The organism is Bartonella tribocorum (assembly GCF_002777915.1).
In the GTDB taxonomy this organism is placed as follows: Bacteria; Pseudomonadota; Alphaproteobacteria; order Rhizobiales; family Rhizobiaceae; genus Bartonella; species Bartonella tribocorum_A.
Genome location: NZ_NJGE01000001.1, coordinates 12,888 through 34,736 on the forward strand (window position 1 = coordinate 12,888; position 21,849 = coordinate 34,736).

17 protein-coding genes are annotated in these 21,849 nt (G+C 38.8%); 2 read left to right on the top strand and 15 right to left on the bottom strand.

The window, feature by feature from the left end; all coding sequences use genetic code 11:
* Nucleotide 1: 1 nt before the first annotated feature.
* The 7 genes from mnhG to CER18_RS00100 form a co-directional block, all read right to left on the bottom strand.
* The gene (gene mnhG / locus CER18_RS00070) at nt 2-412 is read right to left on the bottom strand and encodes a monovalent cation/H(+) antiporter subunit G (protein WP_100128082.1); all 411 of its coding nucleotides are present in this window, start codon (nt 410-412) and stop codon (nt 2-4) included.
* A complete protein-coding gene (locus CER18_RS00075) occupies nt 409-690 on the bottom strand; it encodes a K+/H+ antiporter subunit F (protein WP_100128083.1) in 282 nt (93 codons plus the stop codon). The genes mnhG and CER18_RS00075 overlap by 4 nt, the downstream gene beginning before the upstream one ends.
* Complete coding sequence (locus tag CER18_RS00080) at nt 690-1,172, bottom strand: Na+/H+ antiporter subunit E (RefSeq protein WP_100128084.1); 483 nt, start codon at nt 1,170-1,172, stop codon at nt 690-692. Before CER18_RS00080 ends, CER18_RS00075 begins: the two co-directional genes overlap by 1 nt.
* On the bottom strand, nt 1,169-2,788 hold the full coding sequence (locus CER18_RS00085; RefSeq protein ID WP_100128085.1) for a monovalent cation/H+ antiporter subunit D: 1,620 nt from the start codon (nt 2,786-2,788) through the stop codon (nt 1,169-1,171). The genes CER18_RS00080 and CER18_RS00085 overlap by 4 nt, the downstream gene beginning before the upstream one ends.
* Nucleotides 2,788-3,129 (bottom strand): Na+/H+ antiporter subunit C, encoded by a 342-nt coding sequence (locus CER18_RS00090; RefSeq protein WP_012232609.1) that lies wholly within the window; start codon nt 3,127-3,129, stop codon nt 2,788-2,790. The genes CER18_RS00085 and CER18_RS00090 overlap by 1 nt, the downstream gene beginning before the upstream one ends.
* The gene (locus CER18_RS00095; protein WP_100128086.1) at nt 3,129-6,053 is read right to left on the bottom strand and encodes a monovalent cation/H+ antiporter subunit A; all 2,925 of its coding nucleotides are present in this window, start codon (nt 6,051-6,053) and stop codon (nt 3,129-3,131) included. The genes CER18_RS00090 and CER18_RS00095 overlap by 1 nt, the downstream gene beginning before the upstream one ends.
* Nucleotides 6,054-6,286: 233 nt before the next feature.
* Nucleotides 6,287-6,784, bottom strand: coding sequence for a BA14K family protein (locus CER18_RS00100; RefSeq protein WP_100128087.1), 498 nt, complete (start codon nt 6,782-6,784; stop codon nt 6,287-6,289).
* A 160-nt stretch (nt 6,785-6,944) separates the two neighbouring features.
* Between CER18_RS00100 and CER18_RS00105 the strand changes: the two genes are divergently transcribed.
* Entirely contained in the window at nt 6,945-8,042 is a 1,098-nt protein-coding gene (locus CER18_RS00105) for a carboxynorspermidine decarboxylase (RefSeq protein ID WP_100128241.1), read from the top strand.
* A gap of 53 nt (nt 8,043-8,095) precedes the next feature.
* Complete coding sequence (locus CER18_RS00110) at nt 8,096-9,334, top strand: saccharopine dehydrogenase family protein (protein ID WP_100128088.1); 1,239 nt, start codon at nt 8,096-8,098, stop codon at nt 9,332-9,334.
* A gap of 1,258 nt (nt 9,335-10,592) precedes the next feature.
* On the opposite strand, the gene lpdA is transcribed toward CER18_RS00110, so the two are convergent.
* From lpdA to CER18_RS00150, 8 genes are all read right to left on the bottom strand, one after another.
* Nucleotides 10,593-11,999: a dihydrolipoyl dehydrogenase gene (gene lpdA / locus CER18_RS00115; protein WP_100128089.1), complete on the bottom strand. Its 1,407-nt coding sequence runs from the start codon at nt 11,997-11,999 to the stop codon at nt 10,593-10,595.
* A gap of 31 nt (nt 12,000-12,030) precedes the next feature.
* Nucleotides 12,031-13,242, bottom strand: a complete 1,212-nt coding sequence (gene odhB, locus CER18_RS00120; RefSeq protein WP_100128090.1) for a 2-oxoglutarate dehydrogenase complex dihydrolipoyllysine-residue succinyltransferase — start codon at nt 13,240-13,242, stop codon at nt 12,031-12,033.
* Between the two features lie 32 nt (nt 13,243-13,274).
* Nucleotides 13,275-16,274, bottom strand: a complete 3,000-nt coding sequence (locus CER18_RS00125; protein ID WP_100128091.1) for a 2-oxoglutarate dehydrogenase E1 component — start codon at nt 16,272-16,274, stop codon at nt 13,275-13,277.
* Between the two features lie 164 nt (nt 16,275-16,438).
* Nucleotides 16,439-17,341 (bottom strand): succinate--CoA ligase subunit alpha, encoded by a 903-nt coding sequence (gene sucD, locus CER18_RS00130; RefSeq protein ID WP_100128092.1) that lies wholly within the window; start codon nt 17,339-17,341, stop codon nt 16,439-16,441.
* A 3-nt stretch (nt 17,342-17,344) separates the two neighbouring features.
* Nucleotides 17,345-18,541 (bottom strand): ADP-forming succinate--CoA ligase subunit beta, encoded by a 1,197-nt coding sequence (sucC, locus tag CER18_RS00135; RefSeq protein ID WP_100128093.1) that lies wholly within the window; start codon nt 18,539-18,541, stop codon nt 17,345-17,347.
* Between the two features lie 90 nt (nt 18,542-18,631).
* A complete protein-coding gene (gene mdh, locus CER18_RS00140) occupies nt 18,632-19,594 on the bottom strand; it encodes a malate dehydrogenase (protein ID WP_100128094.1) in 963 nt (320 codons plus the stop codon).
* Between the two features lie 287 nt (nt 19,595-19,881).
* Nucleotides 19,882-21,081, bottom strand: a complete 1,200-nt coding sequence (zapE, locus tag CER18_RS00145) for a cell division protein ZapE (protein WP_100128095.1) — start codon at nt 21,079-21,081, stop codon at nt 19,882-19,884.
* Between the two features lie 98 nt (nt 21,082-21,179).
* Nucleotides 21,180-21,725, bottom strand: coding sequence for an AprI/Inh family metalloprotease inhibitor (locus tag CER18_RS00150; RefSeq protein ID WP_100128096.1), 546 nt, complete (start codon nt 21,723-21,725; stop codon nt 21,180-21,182).
* Nucleotides 21,726-21,849: the final 124 nt, after the last annotated feature.

The following is a 21,849-nucleotide window of genomic DNA, read 5'->3' on the forward strand; positions in this document are numbered from 1 at the left end:
CTTAAAAATCACTCTGGCTCGTATCACATGATATTTCATTGGAAGTAGATGTTTGTTTTTCCATATTACGTGATAAAAGAGCCAGCGGTTTTTCTAATTTATTTTCTGAATAATGTCGATAAGCCGCTGCTTGTGATACCAGCATAGAAGCAACGGGTATTGTTACAAGTAAAAAAATCATCAACAAAAATTCATGAAAAACAAAATGATGATCTACAAAAATTGAATAAAGAAACGACGCTATAAGAATACTTCCAGCACCCCAACTTGTACTCAACGAAAGCATATGTAAACGTCTATAAAAAGTGTGAAGACGCACTAACCCTATTGTTCCAATCAATGTGAGACCAGATCCTAATATCAAAAAAATCGTAACAGCAAGTGCAACAACAAGCGATACATCATCTTTCATTCAATAATCTCCCCCCGCATAAGAAATTTTGCCAACGCAATACTTGATACAGGACCCAATAAGCCAACGATGAGTGCCGCCACAAAATAAATGGTTGTTCCTGAACGGATGTCGAATGTAAGAAACAAAAGAATAGTGATGATATAAAGAGCATCCAACCCCACAATCCGATCTTGCGCCCGTGGTCCACGAATCAAACGAAACAGTGCGAAAATCATTGCCAAACTTAAAAAAAACTGTGAAAGATAAAGCCCCCAATAAAGGATTACCATACTCATTAAAAAATCTCCAAAAGTAATTGCTCATAGCGTTTTTTGATCAATTTCTGATAATCATATCCATTTTTAAAATTTAAGACATGAAGCAAAAGTTCACTATTCTTTCTATTATAGGCAATCCAAACCGTTCCTGGAGTTGCTGAAAGAATACATGCCAAAACAGCTAAAGCCGTACGACTTTCAAGCGAAATGGGCACCACAATAAAACCAGACTGCTGTTTTTTAGATCTTTTGGTTAAAACGAAACAAGCCACAGCGATATTTGAAATGATAGAATCAATAAACACACGAAAAAACAGCTGGAAAACAGCAGGCCAACTTTTAATCGTTATTTTTTCCGGCTCGAGAAGCCGCATCACCCAGCCCCCAAACAAAGCAATGATAACGCCTAAAAGCAATTGACCGAAACTAAAACCATTTAAGATCAGCCACATAAAAATAATTGCCATGCTAGAAAAAGGGAAAAAATAACAATGTTTCACTGATGAATCCTCCTATTTTCGAGAGAAAAATCATCTAAAATGCTGCCAATATAATTTTGAGGTTCATACAAAGTTTTGGCCGTTTCAAGCATATAATGACTAACAGGGCCAGCAACAATTGTAATCAGAAAACATAAAGCAAGCAGAACGGCAATGGGCGCAAATTCAATCGCCTGTACCCGTGGAATCCTCCCTTCAAGAGAAACCCAAAAAGTTCGAATGCCCGTTCGTGTCATAGCAATCAAAGCAGCAAAACCAGACAGAGTGACAAAAATCATAAAAAGCCAATCGTGATAAACAGGTAGAGAGGTAGAAATATTTTCTTTATGGTTTAAAATTGCCACAAACATCATAAATTTAGCAACAAAACCAGAAAAAGGGGGAAGCCCAATAATCAAAAGTGCACAAAGACCAAAACAAGCTCCAAGAATGGCCAAAGTTACCGGTAAATAAGTCCCCACTTCATCTTCTTCTTCCTCTTCATCGTCCCCATAGACTTCCATTGTAACCGTCAAAACATTGGCTGCTACATCTTGACATCGTTCAACCAATTCTACAACAAGAAAAAAAGCACCCAGTGCCAAAGTTGAAGAAACAATATAAAAGAGTGCCCCTGCGACCAGATCTGTATTGCCAATCCCAATTGCTGTTAACAATGTCCCAGAAGAGATTAAAACACTATAAGCTGCCAAACGTACTAAGACTTGGCTTGCCAAGACCCCGATAAAACCAAAAGCCATAGTGGCAAGCCCACCGTAGAACAAAACCGTTTGACCAAAATGACTAAACTGTCCACTTTCTGGTCCAAACCATAACAACGTTAAACGTAAAATAATATAAATACCGACTTTGCTTAAAAGTGCAAAAGAAGTTCCAACAGGCGCTACTGCTGCACTATAAGTTGGCATCAACCAAAAATTCAATGGCCACACCCCTGCTTTAATTAAGAAAGCAATTCCCAAAAGCGCAGCCCCTATTTCGAATAAAGTTATATCGCTAGAAGCGATATATTGTATTTTTACAGCCAAATCAGCCATATTGAGGGTGCCCACGATTCCATAAATGAGCGCCACCCCAATGAGAAAAAACAAGGAAGCCACCAGATTAACCACGACATAATGCAACCCAGCACGCACACGCAATGGACCAGAACCATGCAACGCAAGGCCATAAGAAGCTGTTAACATCACTTCAAAAAATACAAATAAATTAAATAAATCACCTGTTAAAAAAGCACCGTTTATTCCAACTAAGAAAAATTGCATCAATGACTGAAAATGAGGACCCGCTTTATACCAATGTGCCCGTGCAAAAACCAACGCCGCGCTAATCAACAAGCTAGAAAGCAAAAGCATCATAGCACTTAAGCGATCAAGCACCAAAACAATACCAAAAGGTGCAGGCCAATTACCAAGCCGATAAACATCTGCATCTGGAGCAACTTCACGCGCACGCATCACCAGTAAAACAGCAATGACAACTAACAATGCGGCAGAAAAAATACTTATGAGTGATTTCAATTTTGAACGACGTTCATCATAGAACAGAAGAAGGGCGCCAGTACTTAACGGCAAAAGAATCGGTAAAATAAGAAGATAATGCACATAAGCTTCCATCACTGTACCTCACGTCCATCAACGTGATCTGAACCTGTTAAACCGCGTGAAACCAATAAGATAACCAAAAATAAAGCTGTCGTTGCAAAACCGATCACAATCGAAGTTAAAACCAAAGCCTGCGGAAGAGGATCAACATAATTCGCCGGATTGATCACCATCGTAGGATCAACGATTGGCGCTGCATTACTGCGTGGTCTACTCATTGCAAATATGAAAAGATTAACACCATAGGATATCAAAGACAAACCAAGAATGACTTGAAAAGTTCGGGGACGCAAAATGAGCCAAATGCCAGATCCGACAAGAACACCAATAGCCAAAGAAAGAATAATTTCCATTAATTTTCCTTCTCTTTTAAAGCAGGTTTTTTACCGATTCGATAACTGCGTATTGATTGATGTGCAAGTGCAATTAAAATGAGAATCGTTGCTCCTAGCACAAGAGAAAACACACCAAAATCAAACAAAAAAGCAGATGCTATAGGTACCTTTCCAATCAATGGAACATGAATATATTGGAAAAATGATGTTAAAAAAGGATACCCAACAAACAAAGCCCCTGTTCCCGTTACAACCGATAGCAATAAGCCAAAGCCCATCCAGCGTAAAGGCAAAACTCTTAAATGATTTTCTACCCAACGAATATCCCGTGCAAGATATTGCAAAATAAAGCCTATTGCTAAAGTCACACCACCAACAAATCCACCACCTGGAAGATCATGTCCTCGCACAAATAAATAAAAAGAAAAAGCAATAATAACGGAAAAGAGCCACCCCATAATAACAGAAGGTACAGCGAGATAATTCTGTACTGTATCCCCCACATTTCTATCTGGCTGCGCCTTATCAAAAGCTTCCTGAACGCGTTGTTGAAATGGCGGCTCAATACTTTCAGGAGCAGGACGAAATCGACGCAAAAGAGCAAAGACAGTCAAAGAAACAACCCCCAAAACCACAACTTCTCCCATCGTATCAAAACCACGGAAATCAACCAGCAATACATTCACAACATTGCGCCCCCCCGCACTCCAATAAGCATTTTTCAGAAAAAAATTAGAAACCGTTGTCCCTTGAGGACGTGTCATCATCGCAAAAGAGAGCCATGCAACACCAGAACCTCCCATAATTGCTATGATGCAATCACGAGCACGACGCAAACGCACTCCAAAACGCACAGACGTTGGAGCAGGATGATTATACACACGCTTAGGCAACCAACGCAAACCAAGCAATAATAAGACAACTGTCACCACTTCAACAACCAGTTGCGTTATAGCCAAATCGGGCGCAGAAAGCCATAAAAAGGTTGCGCACGTCATCAAACCTGATCCCCCCAAAAGCATGAGTGATGCAAGACGATGAAACTTTGCTTGCCAAGCAACTAAAAGCGCGCATAATCCACCCACCAGCCAAAGTGCAAGAAAAGGAATATCAAGTGGAAAAAGCGGTAATCCCCCTGGTGCAATTAAACCATCACGCCAAAGCAAAAGACCAACAAAAATGAAACACACAATAAAAATCCAGTGCAACTGGATTTGCAAACGGCGTGTTGACAAAACAGATTCCACCGCACGTGCCCATTTCCAAGAAATAATCACAAGAATGCGTTCAAAAATACGCGGTCCTTTCAAATGGCGAAAAAAGGGAGGACCATCATCACAAGATAAAAAATAACGCCGCCCAACAACATAGAGCAAGCCGCCTCCTAATAAAGCCACCAAGCTCATCATTAATGGCGTATTAACCCCATGCCAAACAGCCAAACTATAAGGGATCGTCATCGGTCCTAAAACAGATACAACGGCATTATCTAAAATAGGCCCGATTGTTAAATTAGGAAGAATACCAACAGCCAAACAAATAAACACCAAAAGTTCCATGGGTAAACGCATAAAATGCGGTGGTTCATGGGGCATTTTGGGTAACTCATCTGATTGTGGTCCCCAAAAAACACCATGAATAAAACGTATAGAATAGGTCACACTAAACAGGCTAGCAAGCGTTGCTACATAAGGAGCAATCCAGTCAAGCCATGATTCCATATGTGTTTCAACAGCTTCAGCAAAAAACATTTCTTTTGATAAAAAACCATTGAGCAAAGGAACACCAGCCATCGCTGCACTTGCTACTAAAGCAAGAGTTGCTGTAATGGGCATAGAGCGATAAAGACCTGTTAGCTTACGCATATCACGTGTTCCCGTTTCGTGATCAATAATACCAGCAGCCATAAATAAAGACGCTTTAAAAGTAGCATGATTAGCCATATGAAAAATCGCAGCAACACATGCAAGAGGACTCCCAAGGCTTAAAAGCGTGGTAATCAATCCAAGATGACTAATCGTTGAGTAAGCAAGCAATCCCTTTAAATCTTGCTGAAACATAGAACAATAAGCCCCAAGAAGAAGTGTTGAAAGTCCTGAAAAGCCAACCAACCAAAACCAAGACTCTGTCCCAGCGAGCACAGGCCATAAACGAACCAGCAAAAACAACCCAGCTTTTACCATCGTTGCCGAATGCAGATAAGCCGATACGGGTGTTGGCGCTGCCATCGCATTAGGCAACCAAAAATGAAAAGGAAATTGTGCGCTTTTTGTTAATCCGCCCAATAAAATACAAATAAGGGCAGGGATATAAAGCGAACTTGATCGGATCACATCTCCAGACTGCAAAATTTTATCCAGATCAAAACTACCAACGATATACCCAATCAATAAAACCCCAATAAAAAGGGTAAAACCACCAAAACCTGTAATCGTTAAAGCCATACGCGCCCCTTCACGCGCACTGGCATTATGGTACCAATAACCAATCAACAAAAAAGAAAAAATACTAGTGAGTTCCCAGAAAACAACCAAAAACACGAGATTACCTGATAAAACAATCCCTGTCATTGAGCCCATAAAGGCTAGAAAAAAAGAAAAAAATCGTGGTACAGAATCCGCAGGATCCATATAATAACGAGCATAAACAACAACAAGCAGCCCAATTCCTGTAATGAGCAAGCAAAAAAGCCACGACAGACCATCCATTCGGATGATCAAATCACACCCCCATTCTGAAAGCCAAGGAATATTTAAACGGATAATGTGATTGCCGCGAATTACTGGATAAAGCATGATTGTAAAAAGAAGACTAAAAAGAGCAATGCCCCCAGCAAACCATGCTTCATTATTTTTTGCTGTCGAACGAAAAAAGCCAATGATAGCGCTTCCACCAAAGGGAAGCAAAATGAGCAATATCAACATTGCTTCCCGTGTTGTCATTCTTTCAGCTCCATCCTGCCCTTAATATTTTGTCATTGACAAAACAAAAATTTATATTTCCACCCCCCATTCCACACTTAATGATAATAAGATTTAATAAAACTTAAAAGCATTTAAATTTTAAAAAAAAACAATGCTTGCATGGAAATGCTGCGCACCAGACAAGTTTTCTTTTTATTGTAAGAACAATAACACTCACGACAAGAAGCAATTAAAATTTTATTTAATTATTTCTATCCTTTAAAAAAACGCGATAAACACTGTTTACGAGGCCCATGAAAAGGCTGAAAACTATTATCATTTTTATTATAAGAGCGATAACGGGCACGGCAAGATTCAACATGTTGTTTAAGCATCCATAGCTCTTTTTTTTCTGGCTTTTCTGAAGAAGACGTTAAAAATACCCTTTTAGCATCTGATACATCTTTTAATGATACGCCTTTTGTGCTTAAATGCGGTGATGTAACAAAAGCCGCTTCAGGATACCACCAATTATCTTTATACTTAACATAACCACGCCGATAATGATGATAACCCTTAAAACCATTCAGTTCTCTACGCCCCGTAAAAATCAAAGGCACCGAACTCTCTTGAATAAAGGTCTGAGAGACCAATTTGGCTTTAGCAGCACCTCTATTTTGCTCCAAATGAACCAGAGCTGTTGTTATCATGAAAAGACTGCTGATAAATACAAAAGCTAAAGCATAATATAATTGTTTTTTCATACGCAAAACTCAAAATAATAAATGACAGCTTTTACAGAAAGCTTTTCTATTGCTAGACAGAAACAGATTCTTTTCTTAAGATTCTTTTTTCTTGAGACATTCTGTTACTCTTTGTACTAAACGCTAATCTTAGCAATAAGATCCTTCAAACAAGAATGAATAAATGATGATAAAAACCCCCTACTATCTTATAGACAAATCGAAACTCATCAAAAATATGCAAACAATTTCTCGTTTACGAGAAATATCAGGGGCAAAAGTTTTGCTTGCTTTGAAATGTTTTGCCACATGGAGTGTTTTTGATTTAATGTCTGAATTCATGGATGGAACCACATCTTCATCTCTTTATGAGTTGCGTTTAGGAAGAGAAAAATTTGGCAAAGAAACCCATGCTTACTCGGTTGCTTGGGCCGATCACGAAATTGATGAAGCCTGTGGTTATGCAGATAAAATTATCTTCAACTCAATCCAACAACTTCAACGCTTTTCTGATGCAACAAAAACCATTCAACGAGGTCTAAGATTAAACCCAGGAATGAGTGCATCAGATTTTGACCTTGCCAATCCCTCCCGCCCTTTTAGTCGCTTAGGAGAAACAAACCAAAGTGCTATTAAAGAAGTTCTGCCTCTCATCAATGGCTTGATGATCCATAACAATTGTGAAAATGCTGATTTTGATCTTTTTAACCAAATGCTTGGGGCTATGGAAGAAAAGTTTTCAGAACTTTTTTCTGCTGTTGATTGGATAAGCCTTGGCGGTGGAATTCATTTTACAGCTGAAAATTATCCTTTAGAAGCTTTCGCAGAACGCTTAAAGCATTTTGCAAAAACCCATGGTGTCACTCTTTTTCTAGAACCAGGAGAAGCCGCTATCACCAAAAGCACCACCTTAGAAGTCAGCGTTCTTGACACATTGTACAACGAAAAAAATCTTGCCATCGTTGATAGCTCAATCGAAGCCCATATGCTTGATCTTCTCATTTATCGTGAAAATGCCAAATTAGAACCCAATCAAGGAGAACACGAAATAATGATCTGCGGAAAATCCTGTCTTGCTGGCGATATTTTTGGAACATTTCAGTTTCAAAAACCTCTTAAAATAGGGGATAGACTGTCTTTTCAAGATGCAGCAGGTTATACAATGGTCAAGAAAAACTGGTTTAATGGGGTGACAATGCCTGCTATTGTTCTTAAAGAATGCGATGGTACATTAACGCTGCAACGCCAATTCAGCTACAATGACTATCGGACAAGCCTTTCATAAAGATAACCACAAAAAACGTCATACAACAGTATTAAAAAGGAGATGAACCCACAATGAAAAAAAACGTTCTCATTATTGGTGCTGGAGGTGTTGCACAAGTTGTTGCGCACAAATGTGCTCAAAACAACGATCTTCTTGGTGAAATTCATATTGCTTCACGAACACTCAAAAAATGTGAGGCCATTATTACTTCTATTAAAGAAAAAAATTCTATGAAAAAACCAGGTGTTCTCAATGGCCATTCGCTCAATGCCATGAATGTAGAAGAAACTATAAAACTCATCCAAAAAACCAAATGCGAAATTGTTATTAATGTTGGTTCAGCTTTTCTTAATATGTCTGTTCTTTCAGCTTGTATCGAAACCAAATGCGCTTATATTGACACTGCCATTCACGAAGATCCTCTTAAAATTTGTGAGACTCCTCCTTGGTACGGCAATTATGAATGGCCTCGGCGTCAAGAATGTGAACAAGCGGGTATCACTGCTATTTTAGGCGCAGGCTTTGATCCAGGTGTGGTAAATGCCTATGCAGCGCTCGCAAATGAATGTTATTTTGATAAAATCACAGATATTGATATTATTGATATTAACGCCGGAAATCACGGGCGTTGGTTTGCTACAAACTTTGATCCAGAAATTAACTTCCGTGAATTTACAGGACAAGTATGGTCATGGCAAAATAAAAAATGGATTTCCAATAAAATGTTTGAAGTCAGCCATGAATGGGATCTTCCTGTTGTGGGAAAACAAAAAGCCTATATGACAGGACATGATGAAATTCATTCTCTTTCCAAAAATCTTGATGTCCAAAATATCCGCTTCTGGATGGGGTTTAGTGATCGTTATATCACTGTTTTTACCGTTTTGAAAAATCTTGGTCTCTTATCCGAGCAGCCCATTAAAACAGCAGAAGGACAAGAAATTGTCCCTTTAAAAGTTGTAAAAGCTGTCTTACCTGATCCCTCCTCTCTCGCTCCAGAATACACAGGAAAAACCTGTATTGGAGATCTTATTAAAGGCGAAAAAGATGGAAAACCAAAAGAAATTTTTATCTATAATGTAGCCGATCACACACAAGCTTTTCATGAAACAGGAGCACAAGGCATTTCTTATACAGCTGGTGTACCAGCCGCCGCAACCGCTCTTCTCATTTCCACAGGCGAATGGGATGTTAAAACGATGGTCAACGTAGAAGAATTACCACCCCACCCTTTCCTCAAATATCTTGATCATATGGGGCTTTCCACCTTTATAAGAGAACAAGAAGAGGATAAAAAATTACAATTTTAAATGTATCCGCATTAGGCTTGATCTTTTAAATTATCACAAAACCGCCAAATAAAAAAAACTTAATATTCTTATGAAATTATGTTTTGCCAAAAATTTTAGCTATAGATTGTATTTTGGCAACATTGGGATTTATTAAAAACCTTAAAGAAGATACAGATCATCTTTTTAAGATACAGAAAACACTGATCAAAAATAACAGAGAGGCAAAAACTGTTTTAATCATACTGTATGACTTGCTATTGTCATCAAAAAGAGAGTGTCTCAACAAAAGATATAAAATACCGCTCTTTTAAAAAGAGTGGTATTTTGTAAAATATGTGACATCCTCTTGATTTTAAAGGATGAAGATTTCTAACCCGCACCAATCGTTAAACAATCCTATTTATTTCTTTGAGAAAATTCCTCTTGGATTGCCGCTTCATATGATTCATCATAATGAATAACATATTGATTTATAATCATAAATTATTGTTTCTATAAACAATAGTCTGTAAATAATAAAGCTTCTTATCGACGCCTTCCACTTGGCTTTTCACTTCATTAAACGCGATAAGCAAATTTTTCTCTAAATATACAACAAACTATAAGCATAACTTACTGTTTTGCACATTGAATGAGAGCCCCCTCATACCGTAGGATTCTCTCACTACAAATCTGTTTATATTGAATTAATCAAAACCATTTCTTTTACATATCACAAGCAGAGGAGTCCGTATGAATAAAAGGTAACAGCAAAAAAAATACCTCTTATAAATTCTCTCAAATAGCCGAAAAGTGTATAATTGAAGGTTAGTATATAATTTATAGTGCCGACTTATATCTTTTATTAAACATAAAGATGATGATCTATAATGGGGTTTATATATTTCATGAAAAACTTTACGGTTATACCATTCACGAGCATACTATCGCGAAATAGGCTTGAGATTTTTGAGAGGTGTTTCTTTAAAACAAAGTACGCAAATAGGCTGAGAATCCTATCTTGAATATTTTATAATAGTACAAAAATACCTCATATATAAAACCTTCCATAGACTTAATACGACTAAGCACTCACTCGCTCTAAACGAGTGCGCACAACAAGATAATCAATCAAAACTACACAACTGAGATCTAAAACAACAATTATTGAAAAGCACACAACAAATTAAGCAGAACACCTTATACTATTGGTTTTATTCTTTTTAAAAATGTTGTTGCATGCTTCACAAATATTTGCTGCCTACTGTGCTTTTAAAATGTACTCTTTAAAAGTTTTTTAAATATGAAGTGGTTTAGCAAATGTTGCCAAAGCTGCTTCACGAACTGCTTCTGATAAGGTAGGATGTGCATGACAACAGCGGCCTAGATCTTCTGATGAACCACCAAACTCCATTAAAACTGCAATTTCGTGGATCATTTCACCAGCAGCAAATCCAAGAATATGCCCCCCCAAAACCCGATCTGTTTTTTTATCAGAAAGGATTTTAACAAACCCATCACTCTTTTGCATTGCGCGTGCACGACCATTGGCCATAAAAGGAAATTTGCCAACATTATATTCAATACCGGCGGCTTTCAGTTCTTCTTCTGTCTTTCCTACACTTGCAATTTCCGGCTGTGTATAAACAACACTAGGAATAACATCAAAATTAACATGTCCTCTTTGACCTGCCAAAATTTCTGCCACAGCAACGCCTTCTTCCTCTGCTTTATGCGCTAACATTGGCCCTTTTACGACATCACCAATCGCATAAATTCCCGGAACATTCGTCTGCCAATGGGCATCAATTGCAATAAAGCCGCGTTCATCTAACTGAACACCAGCCTCACTCAAGCCAAGCCCCTCCGTATAAGGAGAGCGCCCAGTCGCAATAAGCACAACATCAGCCTCTAAAGTTTCAGATTCACCACCTTTGACAGATTCAAAGCTCACCTGAGCCGTTGAATCAGATTTTGTAATAGCTGTTACCTTTGCACCCGTTTTATATTCAATCCCTTGTTTTTCCATTAATTTCTGAAATTGACGTGAAACTTCACCATCCATTGAGCCCAAAACTTTATTAAGATACTCAATAATAGTCACTTTAGCCCCTAAACGGCTCCAAACCGACCCAAGTTCTGAACCAATGACACCAGCACCAACCACAATCATATGGGCAGGTACTTTTTCAAGTGAAAGGGCTCCCGTAGAAGAAACAATAGTCTTTTCATCAATTTCAACATTCACCCCTGGAATGCCCGAACTCTCTGAACCTGTAGCAATAATAATATTCTTTGTTTCAATTGTTTGTTTATGACCATCTCTGGCAACAACTTCCACATGACCAGCACTCAAAATTTTGGCTGTCCCAAAAAAAGTATCAACTTTATTTTTTTTCATCAAAAAAGAAACGCCACTTGTATTGGCTGTCACCACAGCTTTCTTATGAACCATCATTTGTTCAAGATTAAGTTTAGATTTGCCAATAGAAATCCCAAGTGTTTCAAAACCATGCTGAGTTTCAGCAAACACTTCTGAAGCGTGCAACAAAGCTTTAGAAGGTATACAACCAACATTGAGACATGTTCCCCCTAATGTTGTACGCTTTTCAATAATCGCTACTTTAAGCCCTAATTGTGCCGCCTTTATTGCTGCTACATAACCACCTGGACCCGCTCCGATCACAGCCACATCATAAGACATCCGTTTCTCCTTTCATCCCGAAAACTGTATTTTACAAATCAAGAACAAGGCGTTCCGGATCTTCTAAGCTTTCCTTAATACGCACAAGGAAAGTTACAGCTTCTTGCCCATCCACAATACGGTGATCATAAGAAAGCGCTAAATACATCATGGGGCGGATGACCACTTGGCCCTCAACAACCATTGCTCGCTCTTTAATCGCATGCATTCCCAAAATACCAGATTGTGGTGCATTCAAAATCGGTGTTGACATCAACGATCCATACACACCACCATTGGTAATGGTAAAAGTTCCGCCTTGCATATCAGAAACGGCTAATTTTCCATCACGCGCAAGACGCCCCAAACGGCCAATCTCCTTTTCAATCTCTGCCAATGACATTTGATCTGCATCACGCACCACTGGAACGACAAGCCCTTTATCCGTTCCAACAGCAATTCCAACATTGACATAGTTTTTGTAAACAATATCTGTTCCATCGATTTCGGCATTAACAGCAGGAAGTTCTTTTAATGCATGACAAACAGCTTTGGTAAAAAATCCCATAAAACCAAGTTTAACACCATGTTTCTTTTCAAAAAGATCCTTATAACGCTTGCGCAAATCCATCACTGCCGACATATCAACCTCATTAAATGTGGTTAACATCGCTGCTACATTTTGCGCATCTTTAAGACGACGAGCAATTGTTTGACGCAACTTCGTCATACGAACCCGCTCTTCACGCGTTTCTGGAATAGGAGCCACTGAAGAACTCGTCGCAGAAGAAGAAGGTGTAGAAGCCTTTGTTCTTTGTTCTAATCCACCAAGAACATCTCCTTTAAGAATTTGTCCACGTTTTCCAGAACCTGAGATATCACTTTTTGCGACATTATTTTCAGCCATCAATTTTGCTGCTGAAGGTGAAGGAGGCATAGTACTGCTCGAAGCAGGCTTCTCCGATTCAGATGAAGCTGCTGGAACAGGTGTAGCAGAAGGCGAAAATGATTGGGAAACACCAGCTTCACCAGCTTCCACCGCTCCTAAAAGAGCATTGACTTCAACCGTATCGCCTTCTTTTGCAATGATTTCAGATAATTTCCCTGCAACAGGAGAAGGAACTTCAACTGTTACCTTATCAGTTTCTAATTCAACCAAAGGCTCATCCATAGCGACAGCTTCGCCAAGTTTTTTAAACCATTTGCCAACCGTTGCTTCGGTAACCGATTCGCCCAAAGTAGGAACACGGATTTCTGTAGTCATAATATTTTTCCATACATCAGAGTAGTAATAAATTAAGAACCTAACGCGTCTTTAAGAAACGCAGCCAGTTGTTCAAGGTGTTTCACCATTAACCCAGAGGCCGGTGACGCACTCGCAGGACGCCCTGCATAACGAGCACGTGAATATTGCGCATTAATATGCGTCAAAACCCATTCCAAATAAGGCTCAATAAATGACCAAGCCCCCATGTTTTTTGGTTCCTCTTGACACCAAAAAACCTCTGCCTGCAAAAAGCGCGACAACACATTCACTAAAACTTTTGCAGGGAAAGGATACAACTGTTCAACACGAAGAAGATAAACATCATCGATACCCTTTTTCTCACGTTCTTCATAAAGGTCATAATAAACCTTTCCTGTACAAAGAACGACACGACGAATTTTATTATCTTTCTGCAATTTCACGACAGAATCTTTGAGACATTCTGCATCATCAAGCAACACACGATGAAAACTTGTTTCTGGTCCCATTTCACTGAGAAGAGAAACGGCCCGCTTATGACGCAAAAGTGATTTTGGTGTCATTAAAATCAATGGCTTACGGAAATCACGCTTAATTTGTCGACGCAAAATGTGAAAATAATTTGCAGGGGTTGTACAATTAGCAACCTGCATATTATCTTCCGCACAAAGCTGAAGAAATCGCTCTAGCCTTGCAGAAGAATGTTCCGGTCCTTGCCCTTCAAAACCATGAGGTAATAAACACACAAGACCAGACATACGAAGCCATTTACGCTCTGCGGATGAAATAAATTGATCAAAGATGACCTGTGCACCATTAGAAAAGTCACCAAATTGTGCTTCCCAAAGTGTTAATCCTCGTGGTTCAGCGAGAGAATATCCATATTCAAAACCAAGAACAGCTTCTTCAGAAAGCATAGAATTAACAACTTCATAAAGCGCTTGCCCTTTTTGTAAATGGTTCAAAGGAATATAACGCGCTTCATTTTCTTGGTCATAAAGAACCGAATGACGTTGTGAAAAAGTTCCCCGTTCAACATCCTCACCGGAAAGACGAACCGGCGCTCCTTCTAAACAAAGCGAACCAAAAGCGAGAGCTTCAGCGGTTGCCCAATCAACGCCCTCACCCGTTTCAAAAATTTTAGCACGATTGTTTAAAAAACGCTGTATCGTTTTATGAACATTAAAATTTGCTGGAACTTCGACAAGTTTCTGACCAATTTCCTTTAAAGTCTTTAACTCAACGCCTGTTGTTCTAGAATGTTGCTCATCAGTATTACTAAAAGCCTTGAGTCCCGTCCAACTTCCATCAAGCCAATCAGCTTTATTAGGTTTATAAGAAGCACTTGCTTCCAATTCATCTTCAAGTTTATCACGCCATAACTTTTTTTGTTGCTCAATTTCTTCTGAAGAAACCATTCCTTCTGCTATCAATTGATCACTATAAAGCTGAAGTGTTGTTTTATGACTACGAATTGCTTTATACATAAGTGGCTGTGTAAAGGAAGGTTCATCGCCTTCATTATGTCCATAACGGCGATAACAAAACATATCAATGACCACCGGTTTATGGAAAATTTGACGAAACTCCATTGCTATCTTTGCAACAAAAACAACAGCTTCAGGATCATCCCCATTCACATGGAAAATGGGAGCATCAATCATTTTTGCAACATCAGATGGATAAGGCGAAGAACGTGAAAAACGTGGCGCTGTTGTAAAACCAATCTGATTATTAATAATAACATGAAGTGAGCCTGCAACACGATAACCTTTAAGACCTGAAAGACCAAAAGTTTCTTGGATAACACCTTGTCCTGCAAAAGCAGCATCACCATGAATAAGCAATGGCAACACTTTTGAACGCTCATTTAATGGGAGTGAATCAGTGTGTGGGGGGCCCACAAGCTGATCTTGTTTAGCACGTGCTTTTCCCATAACAACCGGATCAACAATTTCAAGATGAGAAGGATTAGCCAAAAGTGATAAATGAACTTTATTCCCATCAAAGTCCAAATCTGCAGTCGTTCCTAAATGATATTTAACATCACCTGATCCCTCTACATCATCTGGTTTATAAGATCCCCCTTTGAATTCGTGAAAGATAGCTCTATGCGGCTTGGCGAGAACTTGTGAAAGAACATTTAAACGACCACGATGGGCCATTCCCAAAATAACTTCCCGCACCCCTAAAGCACTACCACATTTAATAATTTGCTCAAGAGCAGGAATCAACGCTTCACCACCATCAAGTCCAAAACGTTTTGTACCTTTATATTTAGTATCTAAAAACTGTTCGAATCCCTCTGCTTCAATAAGCTTATTCAGGATAGCTTTCTTGTCTTGCTGCGTGAAAGCAATTTTTTTATCTCGTCCTTCAATACGCTCTTGAAGCCATGCTTTCTGAACTGGATCAGAAACATGCATATACTCCACACCGATTGTTGAACAATAGGCACGATTGAGAATTTCAAGCATTTGCGGAATAGTTGCATATTCCAATCCTAAAACATTATCAATAAAAATGGGACGTTCATAATCAGCAGGAGTAAAACCATAAGCTTCTGGAGAAAGTTCTTTATAATCCTCAAGCTTTTCAGCCAATTGAAGAGGATCAAGCTTTGCACGAAGATGCCCTTGTGCTCGAAACGCACGAATCATCATAATAGCGTGAACAGAATCACGCGTTGCACGAATAATATCTTGTTCACTGGAAGTCTTTCCCTTTTGAGCAGCCCCTGTTTCTGCTTTTTCCTTTAATTTATCACCAAGATATTTTTCAAGAGAAGACCAATCACCATCAAGAGCAGAAACCAACTCACCATCTGGCTTCAGTGGCCAATGATCACGCTGCCATGTTGCTCCTTCAGCATTTTTGAGAACATCTTCTTTGTTATCATGAAGACCTTCAAAAAAAGCACGCCATTGTGAATCAACACTGGTAGGATCTTTTTCATACTGAGCATAAAGCTGATCTATATAATCTGCATTCCCACCATAAAGAAACGACGTCTGTGCAAAAAGACTATTTATCTCGTCCTGCCTTGCCATATACCTCTCCGGAACATCTATTCCGTCTCCTTATATCTCTTTTCGACCTTTAAATGCTTACAAAGCAGATGAGGGTACGAACATTCAAAAAAGTTTTACCTTTTTATACTCAAGTTTTTTCACCTGAATTAAGAAAATATTCTTACTTCAGATGAAATCTTCTTTTAGCCTTTCAAAACTGACATCAAAGTCTTACCTATCTGTGATGGCGAAGGAGACACACGAATCCCTGCTGATTCCATTGCCGCAATTTTATCTTCTGCTCCACCTTTACCACCCGAAATAACAGCACCTGCATGCCCCATAGTCCGTCCTGGAGGAGCCGTACGACCAGCAATAAAGCCAACAACTGGCTTTTTACGCCCCTTTCTTGCCTCATCTTGGAGAAACTGTGCTGCTTCTTCTTCAGCAGATCCACCAATCTCACCAATCATAACAATAGACTGGGTTTCATCATCCGCTAAAAACATTTCCAACACATCAATAAATTCAGTTCCTTTAACAGGATCACCACCAATCCCTATAGCGGTTGTTTGTCCCAGACCTTCCTGACTCGTTTGAAAAACAGCTTCATACGTTAAAGTTCCCGACCGTGAAACAACTCCAACAGAGCCTTTTCTAAAAATAGAACCAGGCATAATACCAATTTTACACTCATTGGGTGTGAGAATACCAGGACAATTAGGACCAATAAGGCGAGATTTTGAGTTTTCTAATCGCGCCTTTACTTTCACCATATCCATAACGGGAATGCCTTCCGTAATACAGATAATTAAACGAACTTCAGCTTCAATAGCTTCTATAATAGCTGCCGCAGCCCCTGCAGGAGGAACATAAATAACGGAAGCATCCGCGCCTGTTTTTTCTTTTGCTTCTGAAACACTAGAAAAGATAGGAAGAGTTTCACCTTTTGAACCTTCCCATGTCTCTCCACCTTTTTTAGGATTAACACCACCAACCATTTGCGTGCCATGATAAGCAAGCGCCTGTTCTGTATGAAATGTTCCTGTTTTTCCTGTAAGTCCCTGAACCAGAACTTTTGTATCCTTATTCACAAGAATTGACATCACTTAAGCTCCCTTTACGGCTGCAACAATTTTTTGAGCAGCATCATCTAAATCATCAGCGGGAATAACATTCAAACCACTGTCATTGATTATTGTTTTACCCTGCTCAACATTCGTGCCTTCAAGACGAACAACCAAAGGAACCTTTAAACCAACTTCACGCACAGCAGCAACCACACCTTCAGCAATAACATCACAACGCATAATACCACCAAAAATGTTAACCAAAATGCCCTTAACATTTGGATCAGCCGTAATAATCTTAAAAGCAGCTGTCACTTTTTCTTTTGATGCACCACCACCAACATCCAAAAAATTTGCCGGCTCAGCTCCATAAAGCTTAATGATATCCATGGTTGCCATAGCAAGCCCCGCACCGTTGACCATACAACCAATTGTGCCCTCAAGAGCAACATAAGCAAGATCATGCTTTGAAGCTTCAATTTCTTTTGGATCTTCTTCTGAAAGATCGCGCAATTCTAAAATATCTGGATGACGAAACAAAGCATTATTATCAAAAGAAACTTTTGCATCAAGAACGCGCAAATGACCATCTTTCATCACGATAAGCGGATTAATTTCTAAAAGGCTCATATCTTTTTCACAAAACGCCTTATAGAGAATTGGAAAAAGCTTTTCACCATCTTCCCGTGCACTATCGTGCAATTCTAATGCATCACAAAGTCTTGCACAATCAGCAGAAGTAACTCCCTCTGTCTCATCAATGGGCAATGTGAAGATTTTTTCCGGTGTTTCTTCAGCAACTGTTTCAATATCCATTCCACCTTCTGTTGAAACAACAAAAGCAATCCGACCAACGCTACGATCAACCAAAAGTGAAAGATAAAGTTCGCGCTCAATATCAGCACCATCCTCAATATAAAGACGATTGACCTGTTTACCCTCTGGACCAGTTTGTTTGGTTACCAAAGTTTTCCCAAGCATTTCTTGAACATTTGCAACAACCTCTTCAACAGATTGTGCAAGCCGAACACCACCTTTTGCCTCAGGACCAAGTTCTTTAAACTTCCCCTTACCACGACCACCTGCATGTATCTGACTTTTGACCACATAGAGAGGTCCAAGCAATTTTTTTGCCCATTTTTCAGCTTGCTCTACAGAATAAACAGCAACACCATTTGCAATGGGTGCTCCATATTCATGAAGCAGACGTTTGGCCTGATACTCATGGATATTCATGCATTTGTCCTTTTCTTTTATGGATTATTATTAATCCTAAAGTTCTAATATTCTAAACTACTTTATTTTAATGAATGAAATCTTGTTTTATTACTTGAGACTAGGCACAAGAGCAATACAAGCTTCACAAAGCTTTTTAACCGCATTTACGGAATAATCAAAAGCATCTCTTTCCTCTTTATCAAGATCAATTTCAATGACCCTTTCAACACCACCTGCACCAAGTACAACAGGAACACCAACGTAGGTATCATTAATGCCATATTCCCCTGAAAGATAGGCTGCAACAGGCACAACACGCTTAGTGTCCTTTAAATAGGCTTCAGCCATAGAAACAGCAGAAGCAGCTGGTGCATAATAAGCAGAACCTGTTTTTAACAAACCAATAACTTCCGCACCACCATCACGGGTACGTTGAATAATTTGATCAATTCTTTCTTGTGTTGTCCAACCCATTTTAACAAGATCAGGCAAAGAAATACCACCAACTGTCGAATAACGCACCAAGGGCACCATTGAATCACCATGCCCCCCTAAAACAAAAGCCGTCACATCTTTAATAGAAACTTTAAATTCTTCAGATAAAAAATAACGAAAACGCGCAGAATCCAGAATACCAGCCATACCAACCACTTTATGCACCGGAAGACCTGAAAATTTCTGCAACGCCCACACCATTGCATCAAGAGGATTTGTGATACAAATAACAAAAGCCGAAGGTGCATATTTTTTAATCCCAGCACCAACCTGTTCCATGACTTTTAAATTAATACCCAAAAGATCGTCACGACTCATGCTAGGTTTGCGTGCCACGCCTGCTGTTACAATAACAACATCAGACCCTTCAATTGCTTCATAGGCATTTGCACCTTTTAAATTAACATCAAAACCGTCAACGGGAGAAGATTCAGCAATATCAAGAGCTTTACCCTGTGGCATACCTTCTGTAATATCAAACAAAACCACATCAGCAAGTTCTTTAAGCCCAATAATATGCGCTAAAGTACCCCCAATCATACCTGAACCAATGAGAGCTATCTTTTTTCGTGCCATTTTATTTCTCCTAACATTTAGATAATTCAGCGCACATTCATCAGCGCTCATATACTGAATATTTTTGACTTCAACCATATTTAAACAATATCATAAAAAGGAGTAAAGAAATGAAATTTACAAATTTCTCTCCTTACAAAAATAACAACCCTCCGCACAAACAACTATTAGAAAATTATCATGATGTATCGATAAAGTGAATTTCAAAAAAATACAACAGAATTATTACATTTCTTTGATTTCAAAGAGTTATTGTTTTTACAGTTTACGTAAATGTAAAAGTATAATCAATGCTTCTTCTTCAAAAGAAAATGTTCTTCCCAAAACTTCAAATAATCGTAGCTTTGCATTTCAAAAAGACGCGACTGTGTTCTTTGAAATTCAAATGTTTCCGCAGTCTGAGCATGCCCTTTATACAAATCTTCCACCCCTTCTGCTGCCGACATAAATAACCGGATGTGGCGTTCATAAAGAATATCAATAAGTAAAATAAACCGTTTTGTTTCATTGCGACATGTATCATCCATAATCGGTACATTATCGATAAAAATCGTATGATAACGCTCTCCTAATACCAAATACTCAGCTGCAGCCAAAGGCTTTGTACACAAATCTCGATAATCAAAGCGCGCACAACCGGCAGCAAAACGGGGAATAGGAATGAGGCGTCCTCTTATAGAAAGCTCATCAGATATTTCCTTATGTCCCTGCAACACAAATGCCCACGCTTGATCCATGCATTCATCTGCTTTTTTCCCTAATGGTGTTACATACACAGGCTGTAGATTTGATTTTTCAAGACGATAATCTGTTTGTGCATCAAGATTAACAACACGAACATATGCTTTCAAAGTTTGAATAAAAGGCAAAAACAGTTCACGATTTAAACCGTTATAATAAAGATTATGCGGCGCCACATTTGAAGTGGCAATAAAGAAAATTCCCTTATCAAACAAAGCAGAAATAAGCCGCCCTAACACCATAGCATCAGCAATATCTGTTACACTAAATTCATCAAAACAAAGTACCTTTGCTTCTTGTGCAAGATCTTCAGCAACAGCTAAAATAGGATTATCTTGTTTAGATTTTGCACGCCCAGATGCTTGACGATAAAAATTAATACGCTCATGTACATCAGCCATAAAATCATTAAAATGCGCGCGCTTTTTATGGGTCTTCGGCAAACAAGAAAAGAACAAATCCATGAGCATGGTTTTACCCCGTCCTACTTCACCATAAATATACAATCCTTGAAAAGAACCATTTTCATCCCTTTGTTTTGCAACACCAGAAAAACTTTGCCTTTCCTTTTTAAATATTCCTTTTAAAAAAGACCCAAATATCCAAGACCAAGGACGAGAAACATTATGTTCCGAAATTTTTTTTAATAAATGATCAAAGTGCTCTGTCACAGCCAATTGAGCTGAATCAAAACGGACTTTCCCTTTAGAGACCAACTCCTTATAGCGCGTTGAAACGAGAACCATCCAAACAACCTTTTTCCAACCGTTTTCAATGAAAAATACAAATTCTTTTCACGAATCTGCCCATATAGCTTATTTTTTCATAAGCGGTCAAAAATGATCTAACGGCTTAAAACAACAGGATGATCATCAAGTGTACGTCCCTCAAAACGATCAACATTTGAAGAATAAAGCGCAATGATAACACGTCCAGAATTATTATAAAAATATAATCTTTTTCCTTTAACTGCCCACGATCTCACTTGAGAAGCAATTCCTGGACAATGTAAAGGACCAGCGCGGTAACCTTGTCCAAACTTTGTTTGTGGTGTTGCAATCCGACAAACTTTACCCCCTATAGAAAGATTCCATACCCCAGCAATACTTGCAGGAAATAAATCATTGGCATTGCTTGGCAATTCGAGACTAGCCATTCTTCCATCACTCTGAGAATCTCCTTTCTCATACATCGAAGCGTTTGCATCTTCAGATATCGACGAAGAAGCATACGATGAATCAGTCACTTCTAATGTTGTCATTTGTTGAGATGGATAAAAAACTTCTAATGCGTTACTGTTATCATTACTGTTAAACCGCGTTGTTGAACATCCCCCTAAAAGCATTACAGTTGACATTGCAACGAAAAACGAATTTTTTGAAAACGACATATCTGTACTCTCTCCCACGACAATAAATAAACTCACTAAAAAATTAAGTGAATATTCGTTATAATTACAAAGATAAATTAACAAATTAAAAAAACAGGATTAAAATTACTCCATTTTAAACGAA